The sequence below is a fragment of the Mycobacterium sp. 4D054 genome (genome assembly GCF_052245755.1).
GTDB lineage: Bacteria > Actinomycetota > Actinomycetes > Mycobacteriales > Mycobacteriaceae > Mycobacterium.
Genome location: NZ_JBQQCF010000002.1, coordinates 153300 through 175307 on the forward strand (window position 1 = coordinate 153300; position 22008 = coordinate 175307).

Sequence of the window (22008 nt, forward strand, 5' to 3'; positions counted from 1 at the left end):
GACGGAAAGGAACGGGTGTGGGAGCTCTCATCATGCTCGGGACGCTGATCGGGATCGCGGTTCTGATCGTGGGATTGGTCGTCTACCTCGACCCGGAGGCTCGCGACCGATGAGGCCCTGCGTGGAGCCGACCACGAAGGACGGTGGCGTGACGAGCGGAAGGCGGGACCGCTGATGGACTCCGGGATGCCCCCCGCGCTGGTGGTCGGCCAGGCCTTCGCCTACATCGGCGGCATCGCGTTCCTGGCGTTCGGGGTCTACCTGAGCGTGCGGCGCGGCCGCCTGCATCCGCTTCTGCTGGTGTCGATCTCGGCGATCTCGTTCTCGTGGGTGGAGGCTCCGTACGACTGGGCGGTGTACGCGCAGTTCCCGCCGGAGCTGCCGCGGATGCCGTCATGGTGGCCTCTGAACATGACCTGGGGTGGGGGACTGCCGTCGGCGGTACCCATCGGCTACATCGCCTACTTCGTGCTGCCCGCGGTCATCGGCGCGGGACTGGGTCGCAGGGCCGTCGAACGGTTCGGCTGGCGCAGGCCGCAGACCCTGCTGGCGGTCGGCTTCGGGGTGGGCTTCTGCTGGGCACTGCTGTTCAACGGCTTCTTCGGCCCGCGGCTCGGGGTATTCGTCTACGGCTACGTGATCGACGGTCTGGCACTGTTTGAGGGCACCAGGTACCAGTACCCGGTCTACGACGCGGTCGCGATGGGACTGCAGATGATGGTGTTGACCTATCTGCTCGGCCGCACCGACGAACAGGGCCGCAACGTCATTGAGGTCTGGTCGGACAAACGATCCCCGAGCAAGGTCGGCTCGGCACTGTTGTCGGTTGCCGCCGTGGTGGTCGTCGGCCACGTCATGTACGGCGCGGTGTTCGCGCCACATTTGGCGACCAAGCTGGGCGGCTTTGTGACTGAGGGGCCGACAGAGCAGTTGTGGCCCCCCATCGAGAATCAGCCCAGATAGGTAAGCGCCGTGACTGGTGAGTTGTACTACGATCCCTACGATTACGCGATCGACGACGACCCGTATCCGGTGTGGCGGCGGATGCGGGAGGAGGCGCCGCTGTACTACAACGACAAGTACGGTTTTTACGCACTGAGCCGCTATGACGATGTGGTGAAAGCACTTCCGGACTGGGAGACCTACCGGTCGGGTAAGGGCACCACCGCAGACATCCTGTTCAACAACATCGAGGTGCCGCCGGGAATCCTGCTGTTCGAGGACCCACCGTTGCACGATCTGCACCGTCGGCTGTTGTCGCGGGTCTTCACCCCGCGCCGGATGCTGGCGGTGGAGGATTTGGTGCGCGGATTCTGTTCCCGTGCCCTGGATCCACTGATGGATGGGGACGGGTTCGACTTCGTGGCCGACCTCGGGGCGATCATGCCGATGCGCACCATCGGCTATCTGCTCGGCATCCCGGAAGAGGGTCAGCAAAAGATTCGTGACCGCACCGACAAGAACATCGCGGTGGGCGACGACGTCGGCGACGTCAGCGCGACGGTCTTCGCCGAGTCGCTCGCTCTGTTCGCCGAGTACATCGAGTGGCGGTCCACACATCCGTCTGACGACCTGATGACCGAACTGCTCAACGCCGAGGTGGAGGAACCGGACGGCACCCGGCGCCCGTTGGACCGCACCGAGGTTCTCGCCTACACCGCGATGATCGCCGGTGCCGGTGGCGAAACGACGGCCCGGCTGATCGGATTCATGGGAGAGTTGCTCGGCACCCATCCCGACCAGCGTCGCGAGCTGGCCGCCGATCCGTCACTGATCCCGTCCGCGGTCGAGGAGACTCTGCGCTTCGAGCCACCGTCACCGGTGCAAGCGCGCTACGTGGCCCGCGACGTCGAACTCTACGGGCACACCGTCACCGAGGGCTCGTTCATGCTGTTGCTCAACGGATCTGCGAACCGTGACGACAAGCACTTCATCGATCCCGACCGTTACGACATCCATCGCACGGGGGGACACCTGAGCTTCGGGCAGGGTCTGCACTTCTGTCTGGGATCGGCGCTGGCGCGGTTGGAGGCCCGGGTGGCGTTCGAGGAGGTGCTCAAACGGTGGGCTGACTGGGAGGTCGACTACGACAACGCCCGTCGGGCCCGGACGTCGAGCGTGCGGGGCTGGGCGCGGATGCCCGTGCTCAGCGGTGAGTGACGACGCGGCCACTTGCCACGGCTGACACACTGGAGGGCGTGCGTTCCACACCGCAGTGCTGGCTGACCGACATGGACGGCGTGCTCGTCCGCGAAGAACACGCGCTTCCGGGTGCTGCAGAATTCCTGCAGCGTCTCATCGACCGGGAGCGGCCGTTCCTGGTGCTCACCAACAATTCGATCTTCACCCCCCGGGATCTGGCCGCCCGGCTGGTCCGCTCCGGGCTGGCCGTCCCGGAGGGCTCGATCTGGACCTCCGCGCTGGCGACCGCGGCGTTCCTGGCCGACCAGCTGCCCGGCGGCTCCGCCTACGTGATCGGGGAAGCGGGGTTGACCACGGCACTACACGAGGCCGGTTACACATTGACCGACATCTCGCCGGACTTCGTGGTGCTCGGCGAGACCCGCACCTACTCGTTCGAAGCGATCACCAAGGCCGTGCGCCTCATCCTGGGTGGCGCGCGGTTCATCGCGACCAACCCAGACGTCACTGGACCGTCGGCCGAGGGGCCGTTGCCGGCCACCGGATCGGTCGCGGCCATGATCACCAAGGCCACCGGGCGGGAACCGTATTTCGTGGGCAAGCCGAACCCGATGATGTTCCGCAGCGCGCTGAACCGCATTGCGGCGCATTCTGAATCCACCGTGATGGTCGGGGACCGGATGGACACCGACGTGGTGGCGGGTATCGAGGCCGGGCTGGAGACCATCCTGGTGCTGACCGGGTCGACGACCATCGAGGACGTCGAGCGCTACCCGTTCCGCCCCAGCCGGGTGCTGCCGTCGATCGCCGAGGCGATCGAGTTGGTGTGATCCGGCGCTTGCTAGCTTGAGCGGATGACCGAATCAGCGCCCGACCCGGCGCGGCCGTTGGCCGGAGTACGGGTCGTCGAGATCTCGAGTTTCGTGGCAGTCCCGTTGGCGGGGATGACCCTGGCTCAGCTCGGCGCCGAGGTGCTGCGCGTCGATCCGGTCGGCGGGGCTGCGGACTACCGCCGCTGGCCGCTCACCGAATCCGGCGACAGCATCTACTGGGCCGGCCTGAACAAGGGCAAGCGGTCGCTGGCCGTGGACATGCGCTCCGAGGACGGGCAGCAACTGGTCACCCGCCTGGTCGCCGATGCCGGCGTGTTCATCACCAATGTCGCTGGGCGGCAATGGCATTCCTACGAGACCCTGGCCAGGGTGCGCCCCGACCTGATCCATGTCGAGGTGTCCGGGCGCCACGACGGCGGCACCGGAGTCGACTACACGGTGAACGCCGCCATCGGGTTCCCGTTGGTGACCGGTCCCGCGGAGCTGAGCACCCCGGTCAATCACGTGCTTCCGGCGTGGGACGTGAGCTGCGGTCTCTACGCGGCACTCTCGGTGCTCACTGCGTTGCGCCACCGCGACGCCACCGGGCGCGGCCAGCAGGTCAGCATCCCGCTGGAGAACGTCGCGCTGGCGACCGCGGGCAACCTCAGCCTGCTCACCGAGGCGATGATCAACGGCACCTCGCGCCAACGCATCGGCAACGCCGTCTACGGCACCTACGGGCAGAACTTCACCAGCAGCGACGGAGTCTCCTACATGGTCGTCGCGCTGACCGGCCGGCACTTCCGTGACCTGACCTCCCTGACCGGGACCACCGAAGCCGTTGCCGCGCTCGCAGATTCGCTGGGCGCCGACTTCTCCGACGAGGGTGAGCGGTACCGGCACCGGGAAGCGTTGAGCGCGTTGTTCGCCGAGTGGTTCAGCGCCCGCACCGGCGCCGAGATCGCGACCGCGCTGTCGACGACATCGGTGCTGTGGGAGCGCTACCAGACCTTCGGCGAGACCGCCGCCGATCCCCGGGTGACCCACAACCCGCTGTTCACCGAGCTCGATCAGCCGCGGGTGGGTCGTTACCTGGCGGCCGGTCTGCCGGTGTCGATCGACGGCGCCTATCCGCGCGCTGTGCCCGCCCCGGCACTCGGCGACGACACCGCCGCGGTACTGGAGGACTGGTTGGCCATGGACCGCGGCCAGATCGAGGACCTGTACGGGTCGGGCACCGTCGCGTGAGCGTGCTGCGCGAGTTGCTCGACGTCACCGCGAGCGGGCCCGACATCTGGCGGGGGCGTGCCGGCGGGCCGGCGGGAAAACGCGCCTACGGGGGACAGCTGGTGGCGCAGAGCCTCGCGGCGGCCGCCCGCACCGTGGACCCCGCGAAGGCGCCGACGGCGATGCACCTGCAGTTCCTGCGCGGCGGCGAGGCCGGTGAACCGGTCGACTACCGGGTGGCGAAGGTTCACGACGGCCGTACCGCTGCATCGCGGCGGATCGACTCCGCGCAGAACGGGCGGCCGCTCACCACGGCCACGGTGTCTTTCGCGGCCGCGCTGCCCGGTCCCGAACACGGCCGCAGGATACGGCCGGACGTGGATCCCGGCACGCTGCCGAAGACCGGGCCGGCCGGGCCGGCGCCGTCGATGCCGCTGGACGAACTCGACCTCCGCTTCGTCGACTCCGGCACCGGCGAGGACTTCGTCCGGCGGCTGTGGTGGCGGACCACTGTCGACCTGCCCGACGAACCGTTGCTGCACACGCTCGTCGCCGTCTACGTCACCGATGTGTACCTGATCGATCCCGCCCTGCAGGTCCACGGCCATTCGATGCGGGCGCGCACCCACCGCAGCGGCACCACCGATTCGTCGGTGTGGTTCCACCGGGAGCTGCGTGCCGATCAATGGAACCTGCTCGAGTGCCGGTCACCGGCCGCCGCGCGGGGCCGCGGCGTGGTGACCGCCAGCCTCATCGGCGCCGACGGCATCGTCGCGGCGACCCTCGTTCAGGAGGGACTCATCGCAGAGCGGGAGCCCGCGCCGGACCCGGCCGGCTGAGTCTGCGCCCATGCCACCGCTGCCGGGCCAGGGTGACCGCCGCGGACACCGTGACACCCACGACGACCGAGGCGACGACGCCGACCAGTTCGTGGCTGCCGAACAGCGGATAGATCTGGTAGTGCGTCAGATAGGTGTACAGCGACGCTTCGGCGATGACACCGGCCACCACGGCGATACCTGATGGGCAGCGGACCGCGGGCAGCCAGATCAACAGCGCCAGACCGGTGAACACCAGGAACTGGCGGAGTGGGTCGTCGAAGTAGCCGTATATGCCGGCCAACAGCACCGCGGTGACGGCGGCGCGCTGCCACGCGGTGGAGGCCTTCGCGGCGGCCCATCCCGCCGCGAAGAACCAGAACGCCAACATCGTGAACCAGGCGTCTCTGGTGTCGCCGCCGAGAACGCCGTAACGCAGCAGCATTCCCAATGCCAGGAACGCCATCGCGACGGCGAATGGTTGGCGGCGTTCCAGGCGGTCGGCGGCCGGTATCCAGAACAGCGCGGCCAGCGCGACCAGCGTCCACACCAGCACTTCGACGAACCACAGCCGCCCGGCGGTCATGCTGTCGTGCGGCCCGAGGAACTTGTTGGCCAGCAACAGGTTCGACGCGTGATAGTCATCGGTGACGGCGAGCGTGAACGCCACCCACAGCATCGACGGGACCGCGACCCACGCGATCGTGGCGCGCAGGTGCCTGATGCGGGTGGTGCGTGGTAGTGGCGTCAGGCAGAACCGGCCGAAGTTGTAGCCGGCGACGCCGAGGAGGATGTGCGCGCCGCCCCACAGCTCGAAAAGTTCGGCGTGCGAACCGACGATCAGCAGGATCGCCACGGCGCGCAGCGCCACGCTGGTCTCCAGCGTGCCGGCCCACACCTGCCACCGTGGCCGTCGCGGCGCGGGCAGGTTCTGCAGTTCGCGAAGCGACAGTCGCTGCCAGTCGGCGGGCAGCCGACCGAGGGTGCGCTCCAGCCGTACCGACATGGTGACGTAGCTCAGTGAGTTGCCACCGAGATCGACGAAGCTGGCGTGGTCGTCGATCGTGTCCGGGTCGAGATGCAGTACGTCGGCGAAGAGCCGCCGCAGGTCACCGTCGTGCTTCGCCGGGCGGGGAGCGCGCGCGGTCAGGGCCCGGGCGGCGCGGTAGTCGGGCTTGCCGCTCGGCAAGGTGGGCAGTTCGCGCACGCAGGCGACGTCGACGGCGCCCGCCGGTACCCCGGCCGCGCCGGCCGCAATGCGTCGCACCTCGTCCGCGTCGTGGTCGGCGGTGGCCACCACGGCGAGGCGGTCGCCGTTGTCGGTGCACAGCGCGCGCACCCCGGCGTCGCCCAGCGTGTCCTCGAGCTGCTGGAGGTCGAGGCGCAGACCGTACATCTTCACGAACCGGCTTCTGCGGCCGATCACCTCGTACAACCCGTCGGCGCCCCGGCGGGCGATGTCACCGGTGCGCAACGCGTCGAGTTCCGGGCCGCGGGCGAGGTCGGCCGGGTGATGGGCGTAGCCCATCATCACGTTGGCGCCCCGGTACACCAGCTCGCCGGCGCCGGGCTCGGGCCACTCGTCGACGGGTTCGAGGGCAAACGACCCACCCGGGATCGGGCGCCCGATCGCGGTGCTGCGCGTTCGGGCGAGATCGGGGGGTAGGTAGGCCATGCGGGCCGTGGCTTCGGTGGCCCCGTACATCACGTACAGCTCCCAACCCTGCCGGTCGGCGAGGGCTGCGTATCTGCGGACCCGCTCGGGGGCCATCCGGCCGCCGGCCTGGGTGACGTAGCGCAGATCCGGCAGGTGAAGGGACTCGAAGCCGATTCGGTCGAGCAGTTCGAAGGTGTATGGGACGCCGGCGAAGGTGGTGCCGCGTCGGCCGTTGAACAACTCCCAGAAACAGTCGTCGGTCACCGACTTCTCGGTCAGGATCAGCGCCGCGCCGATGAGCAGATGGCTGTGGATGACCGACAGGCCGTAGCAGTACGACATCGGCAAGGTGGTTGCGGCGCGGTCGGTTTGGCGGATCTGCAGATATTCGGCGATCGACCTGGCATTGGCGAGCAGGTTGGTGCGCGACAGCCGGACCAGCTTGGGAGAGCCGGTGCTGCCCGACGTGGACATCACCAGCGCGAGGTCGTCGTGCAGTGTATGGGCCGCCTCGGAGTGGACGTGAACGCCTGCGGTGTTCATGACCACGTCGGGCTGATAGGTGGCGATCATGTCGCTGTGGTCGCGCCCGGCGGGGACGGGCAGTACGACGTGTCCGCCCGCCAGCGCACCGAGGTAGCGGACCAGCGCGGTGACGTCGTTCCTGGTTTCCAGCAGGATCAGCCGACGACGCGGTCCCAGCGTCTGCGCGCAGTCGTCGACCCGTTGTGCGAGCTCGCGGTAGCTGAGCTGCTGGTCGACGGTGAACAGCGCGGGACGGTCACCGTGACCGCGCAGATGGTCGACCAGCCTGTCCACCCGAGTGAAGATACCCTCACCTCACCTCGGGGCCCCAGCCGTCACATCCGGCTGTACCGGCTCCTGATGAAGCTGTATACACCGAACGCGGCGATACCCAGCGCCGCGGCGATCAGCAGTACTTTTCCGAACGGCGCCTGACCCAGCGTCTTGACCGCGGCGTCCAGGCCGGTGGCCTTGGACGGATCGGCCTGCAGGGTCGCGATCACGACGAGCAGACCGGCACCGGCCAGGACCAGACCCTTGGCCACGTATCCGGTGATGCCGATCGCGGTGACCGCGGTGCCACCCGAGACGCGCAGGTCGTCCAGGAATTTCTCCGATACGCCCTTGTACACGTGGTAGGCGCCGACCGCGGCGACGCCGACGCCGACGGCGATCAGCACGGCCTTGCCCCACCCGGACTGCATCAGCTGCGCGGACATACCGGCGTTCTGCTGGGTGCTGGACTGGCCGGAGCCCATCGCGTAGCGGGCGGCCGAGAACGCGATCGCGAAGTTCACCGCGGCCAGCGCCAGAGCCTTGCCTCGTTTCCATGCCGGGTTGTCGCCCCGGCGCCCGGAACTCTCACCCGGTTTGGCGCCGATCACGGCCTCCGCGACGCGCCACAACCCCAGAGCCACCAGTCCCGCCGCCGCCGCCCACAGGATGACGGTGCCGCCGGTCTGGTGGGCCAGCGTGGCTAGCGCACCGGACTGGTCGGCGTTGCCCTGAGGAGACCCGCCGCCGACGAACGCCAGCCGGGCGATGATGAAGCCGACCAGCAGGTGCAACACACCGCTGGCGGCGAAACCCGCCCGGGCAAGATACTCGAACGCGCCGCTGTCGGTGGCGCGGTCGGCGGCGCCGTGGGCGGAGCGGTGCAGCGACGCTGCAGAAGGTCGGGTACCCATCGGAGGTCCTCCTGGTCGACTGATGGTCCCGGGATCCCCCGATTTGACGCCGGTGAAACGACGTTCCCGAAGACGGGCGTCCGGCGTCAGCGGAGCGTAGCGATCGTCCGCAGAGCCCACCGAGAGTCAGCGGGTGTCGTCGACTTCCAGGTCGACATCCAATGAGTCGGTGCGCACCGGGCGGTCGGCCAGTTCTTCCCGGTGGCCGAACAGGAACGGGTAGGCCAGCCCGGCGATCGCGGCGCCGATCAGAGGAGCCAGCCAGAACACCCACAACTGCGCGGGTGCGCCGTCGCCGTTGAAGAAGGCGACGCCGGTCGAGCGCGCCGGGTTGACCGAGGTGTTCGAAATCGGGATGGAAATGAGGTGGATGAGTGTGAGCGTCAGGCCGATCGCCAGTCCGGCGAATCCCTTGGGCGCGCGATCATCGGTGGCGCCGAGGATCACCAGCAGGAACATGAAGGTCAGAACGACCTCGGCGAGGAGCACCGCCCACAGTGTGTAGCCGCCGGGGGAGTGGGCGCCGTATCCGTTGGCGGCCATGTTGCCGGTCGCCGTCCAGCCGGCTCGGCCGCGCGCGACCACGAAGATCACCAGGCCGGCGAGCAGACCTCACCGGTGTGTACGCGTTCGGCACGATCTCCGGCGGGCATTTCAACCCCGCGGTGACGCTGGGCGCAGCCCTGGCGCGACGGGTGGAATGGAGGGCACTGCCGTCCTACTGGATCGCGCAGGTTCTGGGGTATCGGGTTCGCAGGAGTGCGGCACCATGCGCGATCCCACACTTTTTCATCGTCTTGCAGCCGAGTTCATCGGAACGTTCTGGCTGGTTCTCGGTGGATGCGGCAGCGCGGTGTTCGCCGCGAAGTTCCAGAGCGACGACGGCTTCCCGTTGGTGCCACCGCATCTTCCCCAGAGACGACCTCGGTGTCACCAGCGTGACACTCGCGTGGTGGCGGCGAGCCGGATATGCCAGATCTGTCCTCTCACAGAAACTGTGGGTTCCCACAACTGTCGCATTCTGGGGATCGATTCGGGTCTGGGGATGGGTCGGCGGTTCTGTCGGCGCCATCGACAACGGTGGCTGTATGACCGGAACAGAAAGCCGCGCCGAGATCGGGGCGCTGGGCGAACAGCTCGCGGTGGAGTACCTGCAGGCTTTGGGGTTGCGGGTGCTGGCGCGTAATTGGCGCTGCCGCTACGGGGAATTGGACGTCATCGCCGCGGACGGCCGCGTGGTGGTGTTCGTCGAGGTGAAGACCCGCACCACTGAGCACTACGGCGGGGTCGCGCAGGCGGTGTCCCCGGCCAAGGTGCGCCGGTTGCGGAGACTGGCCGGGCTGTGGCTGGCCACCCAGAGCGAGCGCTGGGCTGCGGTGCGGGTCGACGTGATCACCGTGCGGGTCGGGCGCCGGCGCACCCCGGAGCTCACCCATGTGAAGGCGGTGGGGTGATGGGGACGCTGGGCCGGGCGTTCTCGGTGGCGGTGCGCGGGGTCGAGGGCGAGATCGTGGAGATCGAGGCTGACATCTCCTCGGGCCTGCCCGGGGTGTATCTGGTCGGTCTGGCCGACGCCGCGCTGCGGGAGTCGCGTGACCGGGTCCGCGCGGCGATCAGCAACTGCGGCTTCGAGTGGCCGATGGCGCGGCTGACGCTGGGGTTGTCACCGGCGACGTTGCCGAAGATGGGTTCGGTCTACGACATCGCGCTGGCTGCGGCGGTGTTGTCGGCCGACCAGAAGAAGTCCTGGCCGCGGCTGGAGAAGACGGTGCTGCTCGGCGAGCTGGCATTGGACGGGCGGGTGCGCCCGATCAACGGCGTGCTGCCCGCGGTGCTGGCCGCCCAGCGACAGGGCTGGCCGGCGGCGGTGGTGCCGATGGCCAACGTGGCCGAGGCGAGCCTCGTCGACGGAATCGAGGTGTGGGGCGTGGGCACCCTGCGGCAGCTGCACGCGTGGCTGGCCGGCACAGGGGATCTGGAGCGGCCGGTCGAGCAGATACCGCAGATGGCCGAGCAGGTGCCCGACCTCGCCGATGTGATCGGGCAGACCCAGGCGCGCTATGCGGTCGAGGTGGCCGCAGCGGGCGCTCACAACCTGTTGATGACCGGCCCGCCCGGGGTCGGGAAAACCATGCTGGCGCAGCGGCTTCCGGGACTGTTGCCGCCCCTGTCGGATGCCGAGTCACTCGAGGTCACCGCGATCCACTCGGTGGCGGGTCTGCTGGCCGGTGACGCACCGTTGATCACCCGGCCGCCCTTTGTTGCCCCACACCACACCACCAGTGTCGCCGCGCTCGTCGGCGGCGGCTCGGGGATGGCGCGCCCCGGCGCGGTCAGTCGGGCCCACCGCGGAGTGCTGTTCCTCGACGAGTTCGCCGAGATCAACTCGGCGGTGCTGGAGGCGCTGCGAACCCCGTTGGAGGACGGCGAGATCCGGCTGGCCCGGCGCGACGGCGTGGCGTGCTACCGCTGCCGCTTCCAGTTGGTCCTGGCCGCGAACATCTGCCCGTGCGCGCCGCCGGATCCCCGCGACTGCATCTGCGGGGTGGCCGAGAAGCGACGCTACCGCAGCAAGCTGTCCGGGCCGTTGGTCGACCGGGTGGATCTGCGGGTGGAGATGCACGCGTCGCGGGAGGGGACGTTCACCGATCAGGAAGTGGAGACGACTTCGGTTGTCCGGCAGCGTGTCTGGGCGGCACGGGCTGCGGCCGAGGACCGTTGGCGACCACACGGGATCACTACGAATGCCGAGGTCAGCGGAGCTCTGCTGCGGCGCCGGTTCCGGCTGAGCCCGCAGGCGATGAAGCCGCTGCGCGCGGCGGTGGACCGCGGAACCATGAGTATCCGCGGCATGGACCGGGCGATGCGCGTCGCGTGGACATTGTGCGATCTGGCAGGTCGCACCACACCGAACCTCGACGACGTCGCCACCGCGATGAGTTTCCGTCAGGGACGGGGGTTCTGATGGACGAGACCACGCGCCGGGCGTGGGCCTATCTGTCGAGGGTGGCCGAACCGCCCAATCAGGCGCTGGCCGAGCTGGTGTCCGAGGAGGGGGCGGTCGCGGCCGCCGAGCGCGTCCGCCGCCGCGTCGTCGGGGGCGACCTGCTGGGGGCCACCGAAGCCAGACACGCCGTCGATTGCGCGGCAACAGATCTGGAGACTCTGGACCGGATGGGCGGGCGGCTGCTGACCGCCGGGGACCAGGAGTGGCCGACCCTGGCATTCCGTTCGTTCGCCGGCGTCGACCATGCCGAGCGACCGCAGGGTCTGGCGCCGCTCGCGCTGTGGGTGCTGGGCCCTGCACATTTGGCGGACCTCACTGAACGGAGCGTCGCGATCGTCGGGACACGCGCGGCGACGGCCTACGGCGAGTACGTCGCCGCGGACTTCGCCGCAGGATTGGTCGAGCGTGACGTCGCGGTGGTATCCGGCGGTGCCTACGGCATCGACGGCGCGGCGCACCGCGCGGCGCTCGGGTCGGACGGCCAGACCGTGGCGGTGCTGGCGTGCGGTGTGGATGTGCCGTATCCGGCCGGGCATTCGGCGCTGTTGCATCGCATCGCGCGTAACGGCCTCGTGGTCAGCGAGTATCCGCCGGGTGTGCGCCCTGCGCGGCACCGGTTCCTGACGCGTAACCGGCTGGTGGCCGCGCTGACGGGCGCGACGGTGGTGGTCGAGGCGGGGCTGCGCAGCGGGGCGGCCAACACCGCGGCCTGGGCCAGGTCGCTGGGCCGGCGGGTGTGTGTGGTTCCGGGCCCGGTGACCTCGACCGCGTCGGCGGGCTGTCACGAGTTGCTGCGGCGGGAACACACCGTGCTGGTGACGCGCGCGCCGGAGATCGTCGAGGTGATGGGACACATCGGCGAGTTTGCCCCCGATCTGGAGCATCCGGTCACGCCGTTGGACCACTTGAGCGAGGTGCAGCGCCAGGTTTACGAGGCGTTGCCGCGGCGCGGCGTGCGCACCGTCGACGAGATCGCCGTCAGTGCCGGGGTGGCGCCCGAACAGGTGCTGGGCCCGCTGGCGCTGATGGAGATCGACGGCCTCGTCGAGTGTGAGGGGGGTCAGTGGCGCTTGACCTGAGCCGGTCCCGGGGAAATGAAATCACCGGCCGCCGGCGTGGAGCCAGGGGTGAGCGCATCGGCCGCCGATGTCCAGGTGATGCCCGCGACGCGCGCTATAAGGGAGAGATCATGTCCGATGTTGTGCCGCAACGGATCCCGTTTCAGGGTGTGCGAATCGGGTACGACAGCGGCAAGACGTTCGACGACCTGGTGCGGGCGCTGAACACCGACGTCGGCGAGGAACCCGTGAGAATCGAGGACATCGCCGCGGCATCGACCGACTGGGCCGACTACCGTGCACGCGTCGCACCGCACGCCGGGCCGCACGGGTTCATGCTGTTCGCGACGCTGGACCACGGCGGCTGGATCACCACGAACTGCTCATCACCGACGAGCCCGCGGGTCGCAGCAGCCTCATCTACGTGCAACCGTCGTCGCTGATGGTGGTCACACCGAATCCGGAGCTGTCGGCCGCGGCCCGCGAACTCGACGCGAAACTGGCGGCGCTGGCATCGGCGGTCACGTAGCGGGTAAGTGCCCGGCCGGGGAGGCCGCTGCGCGGCGGCTTCCGCTCGTATAGTCGTCAAGGACAGCTGAGTAGCAAAGGAAGTGAAGTGGCAGGACGTCCCGTGCACACCTTCGAGGTGGTACGCACCGAGCAACTGGGCCCTCATATCGTGCGAGTTGTACTCGGCGGCAACGGCTTCGATACGTTCACGCCGAGCCAGTACACGGACTCCTACGTCAAATTGGTGTTCGTCGCCGACGACGTCGACGCCTCGCAACTCGCGCAGCCTCTGACGCAGGACAGTTTCAACGCGCTGCCGCCCGAACGGCGGCCCACCGTGCGGACCTACACCGTTCGCCGCGCCGACACCGAACGGCGGGAGCTCACCATCGACTTCGTCGTGCACGGCGAACACGGCGTCGCCGGTCCGTGGGCGGCATCAGCCGCGCCGGGGCAGCGCTTGTTCGTGATGGGACCTAGCGGCGCCTACGCCCCTGATCCTGCCGCCGACTGGCATTTGTTCGCCGGCGACGAGTCGGCGATACCGGCGATCAGCGTCGCGCTGGAAGCCTTGCCCGACGATGCGATCGGCAAGGTGTTCATCGAGGTCGCCGGTCCGGAAGACGAGATCGAATTGAACGCGCCCCCCGGCGTCGACGTGTCGTGGATCTATCGCGGCGGCCGCGCGGATCTGGTCTTCGACGACGTGGCGGGCGACCACGCCCCGTTGATCGCAGCAGTCAAGGAGACGCCGTGGTTGCCGGGGCAGGTGCAGGTCTTCATCCACGGTGAGGCTCAGGCGGTGATGCACAACCTGCGGCCCTATATCCGCAAGGAACGCGGGGTCGAGCCCAAGTGGGCGTCCTCGATCTCGGGGTACTGGCGGCGCGGCCGCACCGAGGAGACGTTCCGGCAGTGGAAGCGCGAGCTCGCCGAGGCCGAGTCGACGTAGGGCGCGCCGAACCAACGCTGGCACAGCCCGATGACCGTCGGGCTGGCACGTCGATGGCACGCTTAGCCCCATGACCTTCGGCAACTACCAGCTCGAGATCTATCTGCAGGGCCTGTCCGGCATTCTGCCCAATTTCCCGATGGACTACGCCGGATGGGAGGCCAAAGCCGAGTCGGCGATGCCGCCATCTGTCTGGTCCTACGTCGTCGGCGGGGCCGGGGACGAACAGACCCAGCGCGCCAACCGCACCGCGTTCGACCGCTGGGGACTGATCCCGCGGATGCTCGTCGGTGCCACCGAACGTGACCTCACCGTCGACCTGTTCGGGATGCGGCTGCCGTCGCCGCTGTTCATGGCGCCGATCGGCGTCATCGGCATCTGCTCGCAGACGGGCCACGGCGATCTGGCGACCGCCCGTGCCGCGGCGCGCACGGGGGTCCCGATGACCGTCTCCACGCTCACCGAGGACCCGCTGGAGGATGTCGCCGCAGAGTTCGGCGACACCCCGGGCTTCTTCCAGCTGTACACCCCGACCGACCGGGACCTGGCCGCCAGCCTGGTGCACCGCGCCGAAGCCGCCGGCTACAAGGCGATCATCGTCACCCTCGACACCTGGATCCCGGGCTGGCGACCGCGCGACCTTGCGATGTCGAACTTCCCGCAGCTGCGCGGGCGCTGCCTGGCCAACTACACTAGCGACCCCGTCTTCCGGGCCTCCCTGGCCCAGCCGCCGGAGGAGAACATGCAGGCCGCCGTCCTCAAATGGGTTGGGCTGTTCGGCAATCCGCTCACGTGGGACGACCTGCCCTGGCTGCGCTCACTCACCGACCTGCCGCTGGTGCTCAAGGGCTTGTGTCATCCCGACGACGTGCGCCGCGCCAAGGACGCCGGCGTCGACGGGATCTACTGCTCGACCCACGGCGGACGTCAGGCCAACGGGGGACTGCCGGCACTGGACTGCCTGCCCGGGGTGGTGGCGGCCGCCGACGGCCTGCCGGTCCTGTTCGACTCGGGGATCCGCAGCGGTGCCGACATCGTCAAGGCACTCGCCCTCGGCGCCACCGCCGTCGGGGTCGGCAGGCCCTATGCCTACGGTCTGGCAGGTGGCGGTGAGGACGGGCTCGTGCATGTGCTGCGGTCGCTGCTGGCCGAGACCGATCTGATCATGGCCGTCGACGGCTATCGCAGCCTGGCGGATCTCACTCCGGACACGGTGCGGCGCGTCCTCTGAAACCCCGGACGGGGTTCTGCCACGGTAGGGGCGTGCAGACCGGCGGTCAGGAGCGCAGCGACCCGGCCATCGAGGCCTACCTCGACGAGTTCGACGAATACCTCGCGCTGGAACGCGGGCGCTCCGACCACACCCGCCGCGCCTACCTCGGCGATCTGCGCTCGCTGTTCGACTTCGTGGACGAACGCCGCCCCGGGGCGGGACCAGGGGCGATCACCCTGCCGGTCCTGCGATCCTGGTTGGCGGCGCAGGCGAGCGCGGGCGCGGCCCGCTCGACGCTGGCCCGCCGCACCTCTGCGGTCAAGACGTTCACGGCCTGGGCGGTGCGGCGCGGACTGCTGACCGAGGATCCGGCGGTCCGGCTGCAGGTGCCCAAGGCGCACCGCACGCTGCCCGCGGTGCTGCGCCAGGATCAGGCCCGCGACGCGATGGAGGCCGCGACCTCCGGTGCGGAGCAGGGGGATCCGCTCGCGTTGCGCGATCGCCTCATCGTCGAGCTGCTCTACGCCACCGGGATCCGCGTCAGCGAACTCTGCGGGCTGGACATCGACGACGTCGACACGTCGCGGCGGCTGGTGCGGGTACTGGGCAAGGGCAACAAGCAGCGCACCGTGCCGTACGGGGAACCGGCACACGCCGCGCTGACCTCCTGGCTGACCGACGGTCGTCCCGAACTGGTCACCGCCGGCTCCGGGCCCGCACTGCTGCTCGGTGCCCGAGGTGGACGCCTCGACCCCCGCCAGGCCCGGACCGTGGTGCACCAGACGATGGCCGCGGTGGACGGCGCACCCGACATCGGGCCGCACGGGTTGCGGCACAGCGCCGCGACCCATCTGCTCGAGGGCGGTGCCGACCTGCGCGTCGTGCAGGAGATGCTGGGCCACTCGACGCTGGCCACCACCCAGCTCTACACCCACGTCACCGTCGCGCGGCTGCGTGCCGTGCACGATCAGGCCCATCCGCGCGCATAGGTGAGCCCGATCCGTCTGCGCCGCAGCAGTGTTCGCCTGAAATGCTCAGCGCACCGGTTTCAGCCGTATCGGTGTGGTGGCCACCAGCCCCAGCGGATCGACATAGTCGGCGCGCGCCGCCGGCCCCCACATCGCGCCCCAGTGCAGGCAGGTGGCTGCGGCACACCCCGGATGCCCTGCGACGAGCACACCGAGCGCGGAGCCCTGTGCCACCGTCTGGCCCTGCCTCACGGCGGGATCGACGGGTTCGTAGCTGGTGCGCAGCCCGCCCGGGTGGGCGATCGACACCAGCGGCCGGCCCGCGAGCTCACCGGCGAAGACGACCGTGCCCGCCGCCGCCGCATACACCGGCTGCCCGGCGGAAGCGGCCAGATCAACCCCGCGGTGCCCGCGCTGCCAGTTCGGCGACGGAGCGTCGAACGTTCGGACCACCGCCGGACGCGGCTGCAGCGGCCACCCGAGCCGGCCCTCGTCGGCCGCGGCCGACGGCGCACAGAGCAGCCCGACGACCACGGCCACCCCGCCGGCCACCCCGTTGATTCGCATCTTCCCAGTTCAGCGGAGTGTCGCGAGAAAGATGAAGTCGGAGAATTCGAACCTGTGGATCACCGGCCGAAGCGCCGCTGGGTGGTAAAAGCACCTGCTCCGAGCGTGTAAACTCCTACCCGCAGCTCGTTTGCGCGGGCTGACTTCGCGCGTCTGTGGCACGAACCCACCGGTTCGTTACCTCGTATGCCGGGCGGTCCCGCCCCCGGGGTTCTCCTCGAAAGCGGGTCCGGCATCGAAGCAGTCGCCAGGGTTCGGCTCACCCGATGCCGGACGACAACCGACAACCAAAGAGGTATGGCCGATTATGGCTGTTGTAACCATGAAGCAGCTGCTCGACAGCGGCGCACACTTCGGGCACCAGACCCGTCGCTGGAACCCCAAGATGAAGCGGTTCATCTTCACCGACCGCAACGGCATCTACATCATCGACCTGCAGCAGACGCTGACCTACATCGACAAGGCGTACGAGTTCGTCAAGGAGACGGTCGCGCACGGCGGTTCGATCATGTTCGTCGGCACCAAGAAGCAGGCCCAGGAATCCATCGCCGAGGAGGCGACTCGCGTCGGCATGCCGTACGTGAACCAGCGCTGGCTGGGCGGCATGCTCACCAACTTCTCCACCGTGCACAAGCGTCTGCAGCGCCTCAAGGAACTCGAGGCCATGGAGCAGACCGGTGGGTTCGAGGGTCGCACCAAGAAGGAAATCCTGATGCTGACCCGCGAGAAGAACAAGCTCGAGCGCAGCCTCGGCGGTATTCGCGACATGCAGAAGGTGCCCAGCGCCGTGTGGGTCGTGGACACCAACAAGGAGCACATCGCCGTCGGTGAGGCCCGCAAGCTGGGCATCCCGGTCATCGCGATCCTCGACACCAACTGCGACCCGGATCTCGTCGACTACCCGATCCCGGGCAACGACGACGCCATCCGCTCGGCCGCGCTGCTGACCAGGGTGATCGCCTCCGCGGTCGCCGAGGGCCTGCAGGCTCGTGCCGGCGCCGGTTCGGACAAGCAGGCCGCCGGCCAAGAAGGGGTGGCCGCCGAGCCGCTGGCCGAGTGGGAGCAGGAGCTCCTTGCCGGTGCCACCACCGCCGCACCCGAGGCGGCGGCCGGCGAGGCCGCCGCGCCCGAGCAGTCCTCCTAATTCGCGACGCCTTTTAAGGAAAGACACCTATGGCTAACTACACCGCCGCCGACGTCAAGCGCCTCCGGGAGCTGACCGGTGCCGGCATGCTGGATTCGAAGAACGCGCTGGTCGAGGCCGAGGGCGACTTCGACAAGGCCGTCGAGCTGTTGCGCATCAAGGGCGCCAAGGACGTCGGCAAGCGGGCCGAACGCGCCACCGCCGAGGGCCTGGTCGCCGCCAAGGACGGCGCGCTGATCGAGCTGAACTCCGAGACGGACTTCGTCGCGAAGAACAGCGAGTTCCAGGCGCTGGCCGACCAGGTCGTCGCCGCGGCCGCCGGGGCCAAGGCGGGCGACGTGGAGGCCCTCAAGGCCGTCAAGCTCGGAGACACCACCGTCGAACAGGCCATCGCGGACCTGTCGGCCAAGATCGGTGAGAAGCTGGAGCTTCGCCGTGCCACCTACTTCGACGGCACGGTCGAGACGTATCTGCACAAGCGCGCCGCCGACCTGCCGCCCGCTGTGGGTGTGCTGGTCGAGTACACCGGTGACGACAAGTCGGCCGCGCACGCGGTCGCACTGCAGATCGCCGCGCTGAAGGCCAAGTACCTCACCCGTGAGGACGTGCCCGAGGACATCGTCGCCAACGAGCGGCGCATCGCCGAGGAGACCGCCCGCAACGAGGGCAAGCCCGAGCAGGCGCTGCCCAAGATCGTCGAAGGTCGCGTCACCGGGTTCTACAAGGACGTCGTGCTGCTCGACCAGCCGTCGGTGTCCGACAACAAGAAGTCGGTCAAGGCCCTGCTCGACGAAGCCGGCGTCACTGTGACGCGCTTCGTCCGTTTCGAGGTCGGTCAGGCCTGACCCGCTGACATCCGCCAAGGCCCCCGAGACCACGTCTCGGGGGCCTTGTGCTTGGTGCCAGGAGTGCGACGCACGGAATGCCGCTCCGGCCCGGGTTGTTTGCTGTACCTGACGCAACCGGCGCAACATCGCCCACGTGCGCCAGTCGGGCTTCCCCAGTCTTTGCCGCCGATCAAGATCATTACACGCAGCAAAACCTACAGCTAACCCGGTTGCCAATTGATGGCCGCGTCAAGGCTCAATTTTTGCCAGAATCTGGCGGTTCAGAGTTAACCTCACTGCATGTTCGCCGGGCAAAACCGCCATGGTCCGCGGTGACCGACACCGTTGAGTCCCGCCGCACGGCAAACAGCGATGTCGGGGAAGATTATGCGGTCGACGAAGAAGTCGACTTCGGACAGTTACGTCTGCGCAAGGCCTGGGAGTCGGTTGCAGGTCCGCTGGTCGACCTGACGACCGGGTCGATTTCGGTGGCCGTCGGAATGACGTGGGCCACCCACGCGGACGTGCAAGGTCCTCCGATCTGGATGCTATGGTTCTTCGCACCGACGATCGTCGCGATGAGCGCGATCCGTGGCCTTTACCAGCGCTCCCTGCAGCGCACCTTTCTGGACGAGCTGCCCACGATCCAGGCGGTCACGGCGCTCGCCGCGATGCTGTTGCTGTCCGGTCTCGTTCTCAACACCACCATCGAGGGATCTCGCAGCGGAGCTGTGGCCCGGATCTGGATGTGCGCGGCCATCCTGGTGCCCCTCGGCAGGCTGCTGCGCTTCTCGATCAGGCGCCGGCTGTTCCGGCGCAACATCCTCACCGCGCCCACCCTGATCGTGGGCAACGGGCGCATCGCCGCCAAGGTCGTCGACCGGCTCGACGTCACCCCGGAGTACGGCTTGAGGCCCGTCGGACTGGTCGACGACGAGGCGCCGTCGATGGGGATCGACAGGGACAAGCCGTCGAGCATCCCGTATCTAGGCAAGCTGGACCGCCTCGATGAGGCGATCACCCTCACCGGCGCCGAATGCATGGTCGTCGCGTTCTCCCGCACCCGCGACGAGGCGCTGTCCGCGGCGGTCCGCATCGCGCACGACCGTGGGGTGGCGGTCTGGATCGTGCCGCGGATCTTCGACACCATCGGCGTGCACGCCCGCATCGACCACATCGGTGGCCTGCCGCTGATCGCCGCGCCACGCACCGATCCGCGAAGCTGGCAGTTCGTGGCCAAGCACGTGTCCGATCGCGTGGTCGCCACACTGGGCCTCGTCGCGATCTCGCCGCTGTTCCTCACCCTGATGCTGCTGGTGCGGTTGAGCTCCCCGGGGCCGATCTTTTTCGGTCAGCCTCGGGTCGGCCGCGACGGCCGGGTGTTCAGATGCCTGAAGTTCCGTTCGATGCGCCCGCCCAGGGAATCCGATGCCGCGTTCACGCTGAACCCGGATTCGGCGCCCGGCGGTGTCGAGGGGGAGGATCGGCGCACCGCGATCGGCAAGATCATGCGGGCCACGTCGCTGGACGAACTGCCTCAGTTGATCAACGTCATCAAGGGCGAGATGAGCCTGGTCGGACCGCGGCCGGAACGACCCGAGTACGTCGACCTGTTCAACATCCAGATCGCGCGCTATGGCGATCGGCACCGGGTCAAGGCCGGTATCACCGGCTGGGCGCAGGTGCATGGCCTCCGCGGGCAGACCTCGATCGCCGACCGCGCCGAATGGGACAACTTCTACATCGAGAACTGGTCGCTGTGGCTGGACTGGAAGGTCCTGGCGATGACCGTGGGAGCGGTGCTGCGCCGCGCGGAGTGACGGCCGCGGCGAACATCCCGTCCCACTCGGTACGCTTTGGTACCGTTCGGCCATGGATCGTGTGCACGCGTTCGGCGACGACGCCCTGGGTGACTCCGATGCCGTCGGCCTGGTCGACGCACTCAAGCGCGGGGCGGTGTCCGCCGGCGAACTCTTCGAGGCCGCCATCGCCCGCACCGAGAAGGTCAACCCCGCTCTGAACGGTCTCGCCTACGAGGCTTACGACCGGGCCAGGGCCCGCGGCCGGGCGCATCGCCCCCACGGCGGGTTCTTCGACGGCGTGCCGTCTTTCGTCAAGGACAACGTGGCCGTCGCCGGAATGCCCACGATGAACGGCACCGACGCCTGGGATCCGGTGCCCGCCCCCGACCACGGTGACTTCGCCGCCGCGTACCTGGCCACCGGTTTGGTACCCCTCGGGCGGACCCGCATGTCGGAGTTCGGATTCAGTGCCGCCGCCGAGCACCCCCGACTGGGGGCGGTGCGCAACCCGTGGCACACCGACCACACCGCCGGCGCCTCGTCCTCCGGATCCGCGGCGTTCGTCGCCGCCGGTGTGGTGCCGATCGCGCACGCCAACGACGGCGGCGGCTCCATCCGTATCCCGGCCTCGTGCAACGGGCTGGTAGGGCTCAAGCCGTCCCGCGGCCGGCTGCCGTTGGACAAGGAAATGCGTCAGATGCCGTTGCGCATCGTGGCCAACGGCGTGGTGACGCGGTCGGTGCGCGACACCGCGGCCTTCTACCGCGAGATGGAGAAGGTCGTGATGAACCCGAAGCTGCCGAGGATCGGCGACGTCGCCGGACCCGACCCGCGGCGCCTGAGCATCGCGGTGTGCACGCAGTCCATCGCACGTGAAGCCGGGCCCGAGGTCAGCGAACTCACCCTCAAGACGGCGGCCCTTCTGGAGTCCCTCGGCCACCGCATCACCGTCATCGACAACCCGGTGCCGCAGCGGTTCATGGACGACTTCCTGCTCTACTGGTCGTTCCTGGCGTTCGCCCTCGTGCGTGGCGGCCGGCGCAGCTTCGGTCCGACCTTCGACCGCAGTCGCCTCGACAACCTGTCGCTGGGCCTCGAGCAGCACGCCGCCCGCAATCTGCACCGGTTGCCGACCGCGATCGCGCGGCTGGCCCGGGTCCGCCGCGTCACGTCGCGACTGCACGCGAGCTACGACGTGGTGCTGATGCCGACCCTGGCCGACGTGCCGCCGCGCGTCGGGCATCTCGACCCGACCGCGCCGTACCGGCAGATCATCGACCGGCTCGTCGACTGGGTGGCGTTCACCCCGCTGCAGAACGCCACCGGCGAGCCGGCAATCTCGTTGCCGCTGGCGCAGTCCGAGGACGGGCTCCCCGTCGGCATGATGTTCTCCGCCGGTGTGGGAGAGGAGGCCCGCCTGCTGCGGCTGGCGTTCGAGCTCGAAGAGGCGCAACCCTGGCGTCGGATCCAGGATTGACCGGCCCCACCGGCGAAATCCGTTGCGGCGACGACACGACGCCGTAACGGCACCGGGGTGCTGTTAACAACCCCGACACTGCGCAGCGCGGTGCGCGAAACGTTCGGCTCGC

The 22008-nt window shown here is 68.9% G+C and carries 18 protein-coding genes and 3 pseudogenes; 17 read left to right on the forward strand and 4 right to left on the reverse strand.

Features of this window, described 5'->3' with window-relative positions:
* Nucleotides 1-186 precede the first annotated feature (186 nt).
* From ACTWP6_RS02230 to ACTWP6_RS02250, 5 genes are read left to right on the forward strand one after another with little or no spacing between them, the layout of a single operon-like run.
* A complete protein-coding gene (locus ACTWP6_RS02230) occupies nt 187-963 on the forward strand; it encodes a spirocyclase AveC family protein (RefSeq protein WP_443186733.1) in 777 nt (258 codons plus the stop codon).
* A gap of 9 nt (nt 964-972) precedes the next feature.
* Nucleotides 973-2160, forward strand: a complete 1188-nt coding sequence (locus ACTWP6_RS02235) for a cytochrome P450 (protein WP_443186734.1) — start codon at nt 973-975, stop codon at nt 2158-2160.
* A gap of 38 nt (nt 2161-2198) precedes the next feature.
* On the forward strand, nt 2199-2972 hold the full coding sequence (locus ACTWP6_RS02240) for an HAD-IIA family hydrolase (RefSeq protein WP_260751476.1): 774 nt from the start codon (nt 2199-2201) through the stop codon (nt 2970-2972).
* Between the two features lie 24 nt (nt 2973-2996).
* Entirely contained in the window at nt 2997-4205 is a 1209-nt protein-coding gene (locus tag ACTWP6_RS02245; RefSeq protein ID WP_443186735.1) for a CoA transferase, read from the forward strand.
* Complete coding sequence (locus tag ACTWP6_RS02250) at nt 4202-5023, forward strand: acyl-CoA thioesterase (protein ID WP_443186736.1); 822 nt, start codon at nt 4202-4204, stop codon at nt 5021-5023. The genes ACTWP6_RS02245 and ACTWP6_RS02250 overlap by 4 nt, the downstream gene beginning before the upstream one ends.
* Here the strand turns inward: ACTWP6_RS02250 and ACTWP6_RS02255 are convergent.
* The 3 genes and pseudogenes from ACTWP6_RS02255 to ACTWP6_RS02265 form a co-directional block, all read right to left on the reverse strand.
* The gene (locus tag ACTWP6_RS02255; protein WP_443186737.1) at nt 4983-7478 is read right to left on the reverse strand and encodes an AMP-binding protein; all 2496 of its coding nucleotides are present in this window, start codon (nt 7476-7478) and stop codon (nt 4983-4985) included. The genes ACTWP6_RS02250 and ACTWP6_RS02255 overlap by 41 nt on opposite strands.
* A 41-nt stretch (nt 7479-7519) precedes the next feature.
* Complete coding sequence (locus tag ACTWP6_RS02260) at nt 7520-8371, reverse strand: DUF1206 domain-containing protein (protein ID WP_260751480.1); 852 nt, start codon at nt 8369-8371, stop codon at nt 7520-7522.
* A 126-nt stretch (nt 8372-8497) separates the two neighbouring features.
* Nucleotides 8498-8983 (reverse strand): annotated as a pseudogene (locus ACTWP6_RS02265) (aquaporin); the annotation flags it as partial.
* On the opposite strand from ACTWP6_RS02265, the pseudogene ACTWP6_RS02270 reads away from it, so the two are divergent.
* From ACTWP6_RS02270 to ACTWP6_RS02305, 8 genes and pseudogenes are all read left to right on the forward strand, one after another.
* Nucleotides 8983-9114: pseudogene (locus tag ACTWP6_RS02270) on the forward strand (aquaporin); the annotation flags it as partial. The pseudogenes ACTWP6_RS02265 and ACTWP6_RS02270 sit on opposite strands and share 1 nt — an antisense overlap.
* 345 nt (nt 9115-9459) lie before the next feature.
* Nucleotides 9460-9825, forward strand: a complete 366-nt coding sequence (locus ACTWP6_RS02275) for a YraN family protein (RefSeq protein WP_260751481.1) — start codon at nt 9460-9462, stop codon at nt 9823-9825.
* Nucleotides 9825-11336: a YifB family Mg chelatase-like AAA ATPase gene (locus ACTWP6_RS02280; protein ID WP_260751482.1), complete on the forward strand. Its 1512-nt coding sequence runs from the start codon at nt 9825-9827 to the stop codon at nt 11334-11336. The genes ACTWP6_RS02275 and ACTWP6_RS02280 overlap by 1 nt, the downstream gene beginning before the upstream one ends.
* Nucleotides 11336-12457, forward strand: a complete 1122-nt coding sequence (gene dprA, locus ACTWP6_RS02285) for a DNA-processing protein DprA (protein WP_260751483.1) — start codon at nt 11336-11338, stop codon at nt 12455-12457. Before ACTWP6_RS02280 ends, dprA begins: the two co-directional genes overlap by 1 nt.
* A gap of 110 nt (nt 12458-12567) precedes the next feature.
* Nucleotides 12568-12965, forward strand: a pseudogene (locus ACTWP6_RS02290) (DUF302 domain-containing protein).
* An 87-nt stretch (nt 12966-13052) separates the two neighbouring features.
* Nucleotides 13053-13898: a siderophore-interacting protein gene (locus ACTWP6_RS02295; RefSeq protein WP_260751484.1), complete on the forward strand. Its 846-nt coding sequence runs from the start codon at nt 13053-13055 to the stop codon at nt 13896-13898.
* A 70-nt stretch (nt 13899-13968) separates the two neighbouring features.
* Nucleotides 13969-15129: a lactate 2-monooxygenase gene (locus ACTWP6_RS02300; RefSeq protein WP_260751485.1), complete on the forward strand. Its 1161-nt coding sequence runs from the start codon at nt 13969-13971 to the stop codon at nt 15127-15129.
* Nucleotides 15130-15197: 68 nt separating this feature from the next.
* Entirely contained in the window at nt 15198-16100 is a 903-nt protein-coding gene (locus ACTWP6_RS02305) for a tyrosine recombinase XerC (RefSeq protein WP_443186776.1), read from the forward strand.
* A 45-nt stretch (nt 16101-16145) separates the two neighbouring features.
* On the opposite strand, the gene ACTWP6_RS02310 is transcribed toward ACTWP6_RS02305, so the two are convergent.
* On the reverse strand, nt 16146-16646 hold the full coding sequence (locus ACTWP6_RS02310; RefSeq protein WP_260751486.1) for a M23 family metallopeptidase: 501 nt from the start codon (nt 16644-16646) through the stop codon (nt 16146-16148).
* A 307-nt stretch (nt 16647-16953) separates the two neighbouring features.
* Here ACTWP6_RS02310 and rpsB point away from each other — a divergent pair, with 307 nt between their 5' ends.
* From rpsB to ACTWP6_RS02330, 4 genes are all read left to right on the forward strand, one after another.
* Nucleotides 16954-17790, forward strand: a complete 837-nt coding sequence (gene rpsB, locus ACTWP6_RS02315; protein WP_260751487.1) for a 30S ribosomal protein S2 — start codon at nt 16954-16956, stop codon at nt 17788-17790.
* Nucleotides 17791-17819: 29 nt separating this feature from the next.
* The gene (tsf, locus tag ACTWP6_RS02320; protein ID WP_260751488.1) at nt 17820-18635 is read left to right on the forward strand and encodes a translation elongation factor Ts; all 816 of its coding nucleotides are present in this window, start codon (nt 17820-17822) and stop codon (nt 18633-18635) included.
* A 314-nt stretch (nt 18636-18949) separates the two neighbouring features.
* The gene (locus tag ACTWP6_RS02325) at nt 18950-20437 is read left to right on the forward strand and encodes a sugar transferase (RefSeq protein ID WP_443186738.1); all 1488 of its coding nucleotides are present in this window, start codon (nt 18950-18952) and stop codon (nt 20435-20437) included.
* 52 nt (nt 20438-20489) lie between these two features.
* Entirely contained in the window at nt 20490-21896 is a 1407-nt protein-coding gene (locus ACTWP6_RS02330; protein ID WP_443186739.1) for an amidase, read from the forward strand.
* Nucleotides 21897-22008: the final 112 nt, after the last annotated feature.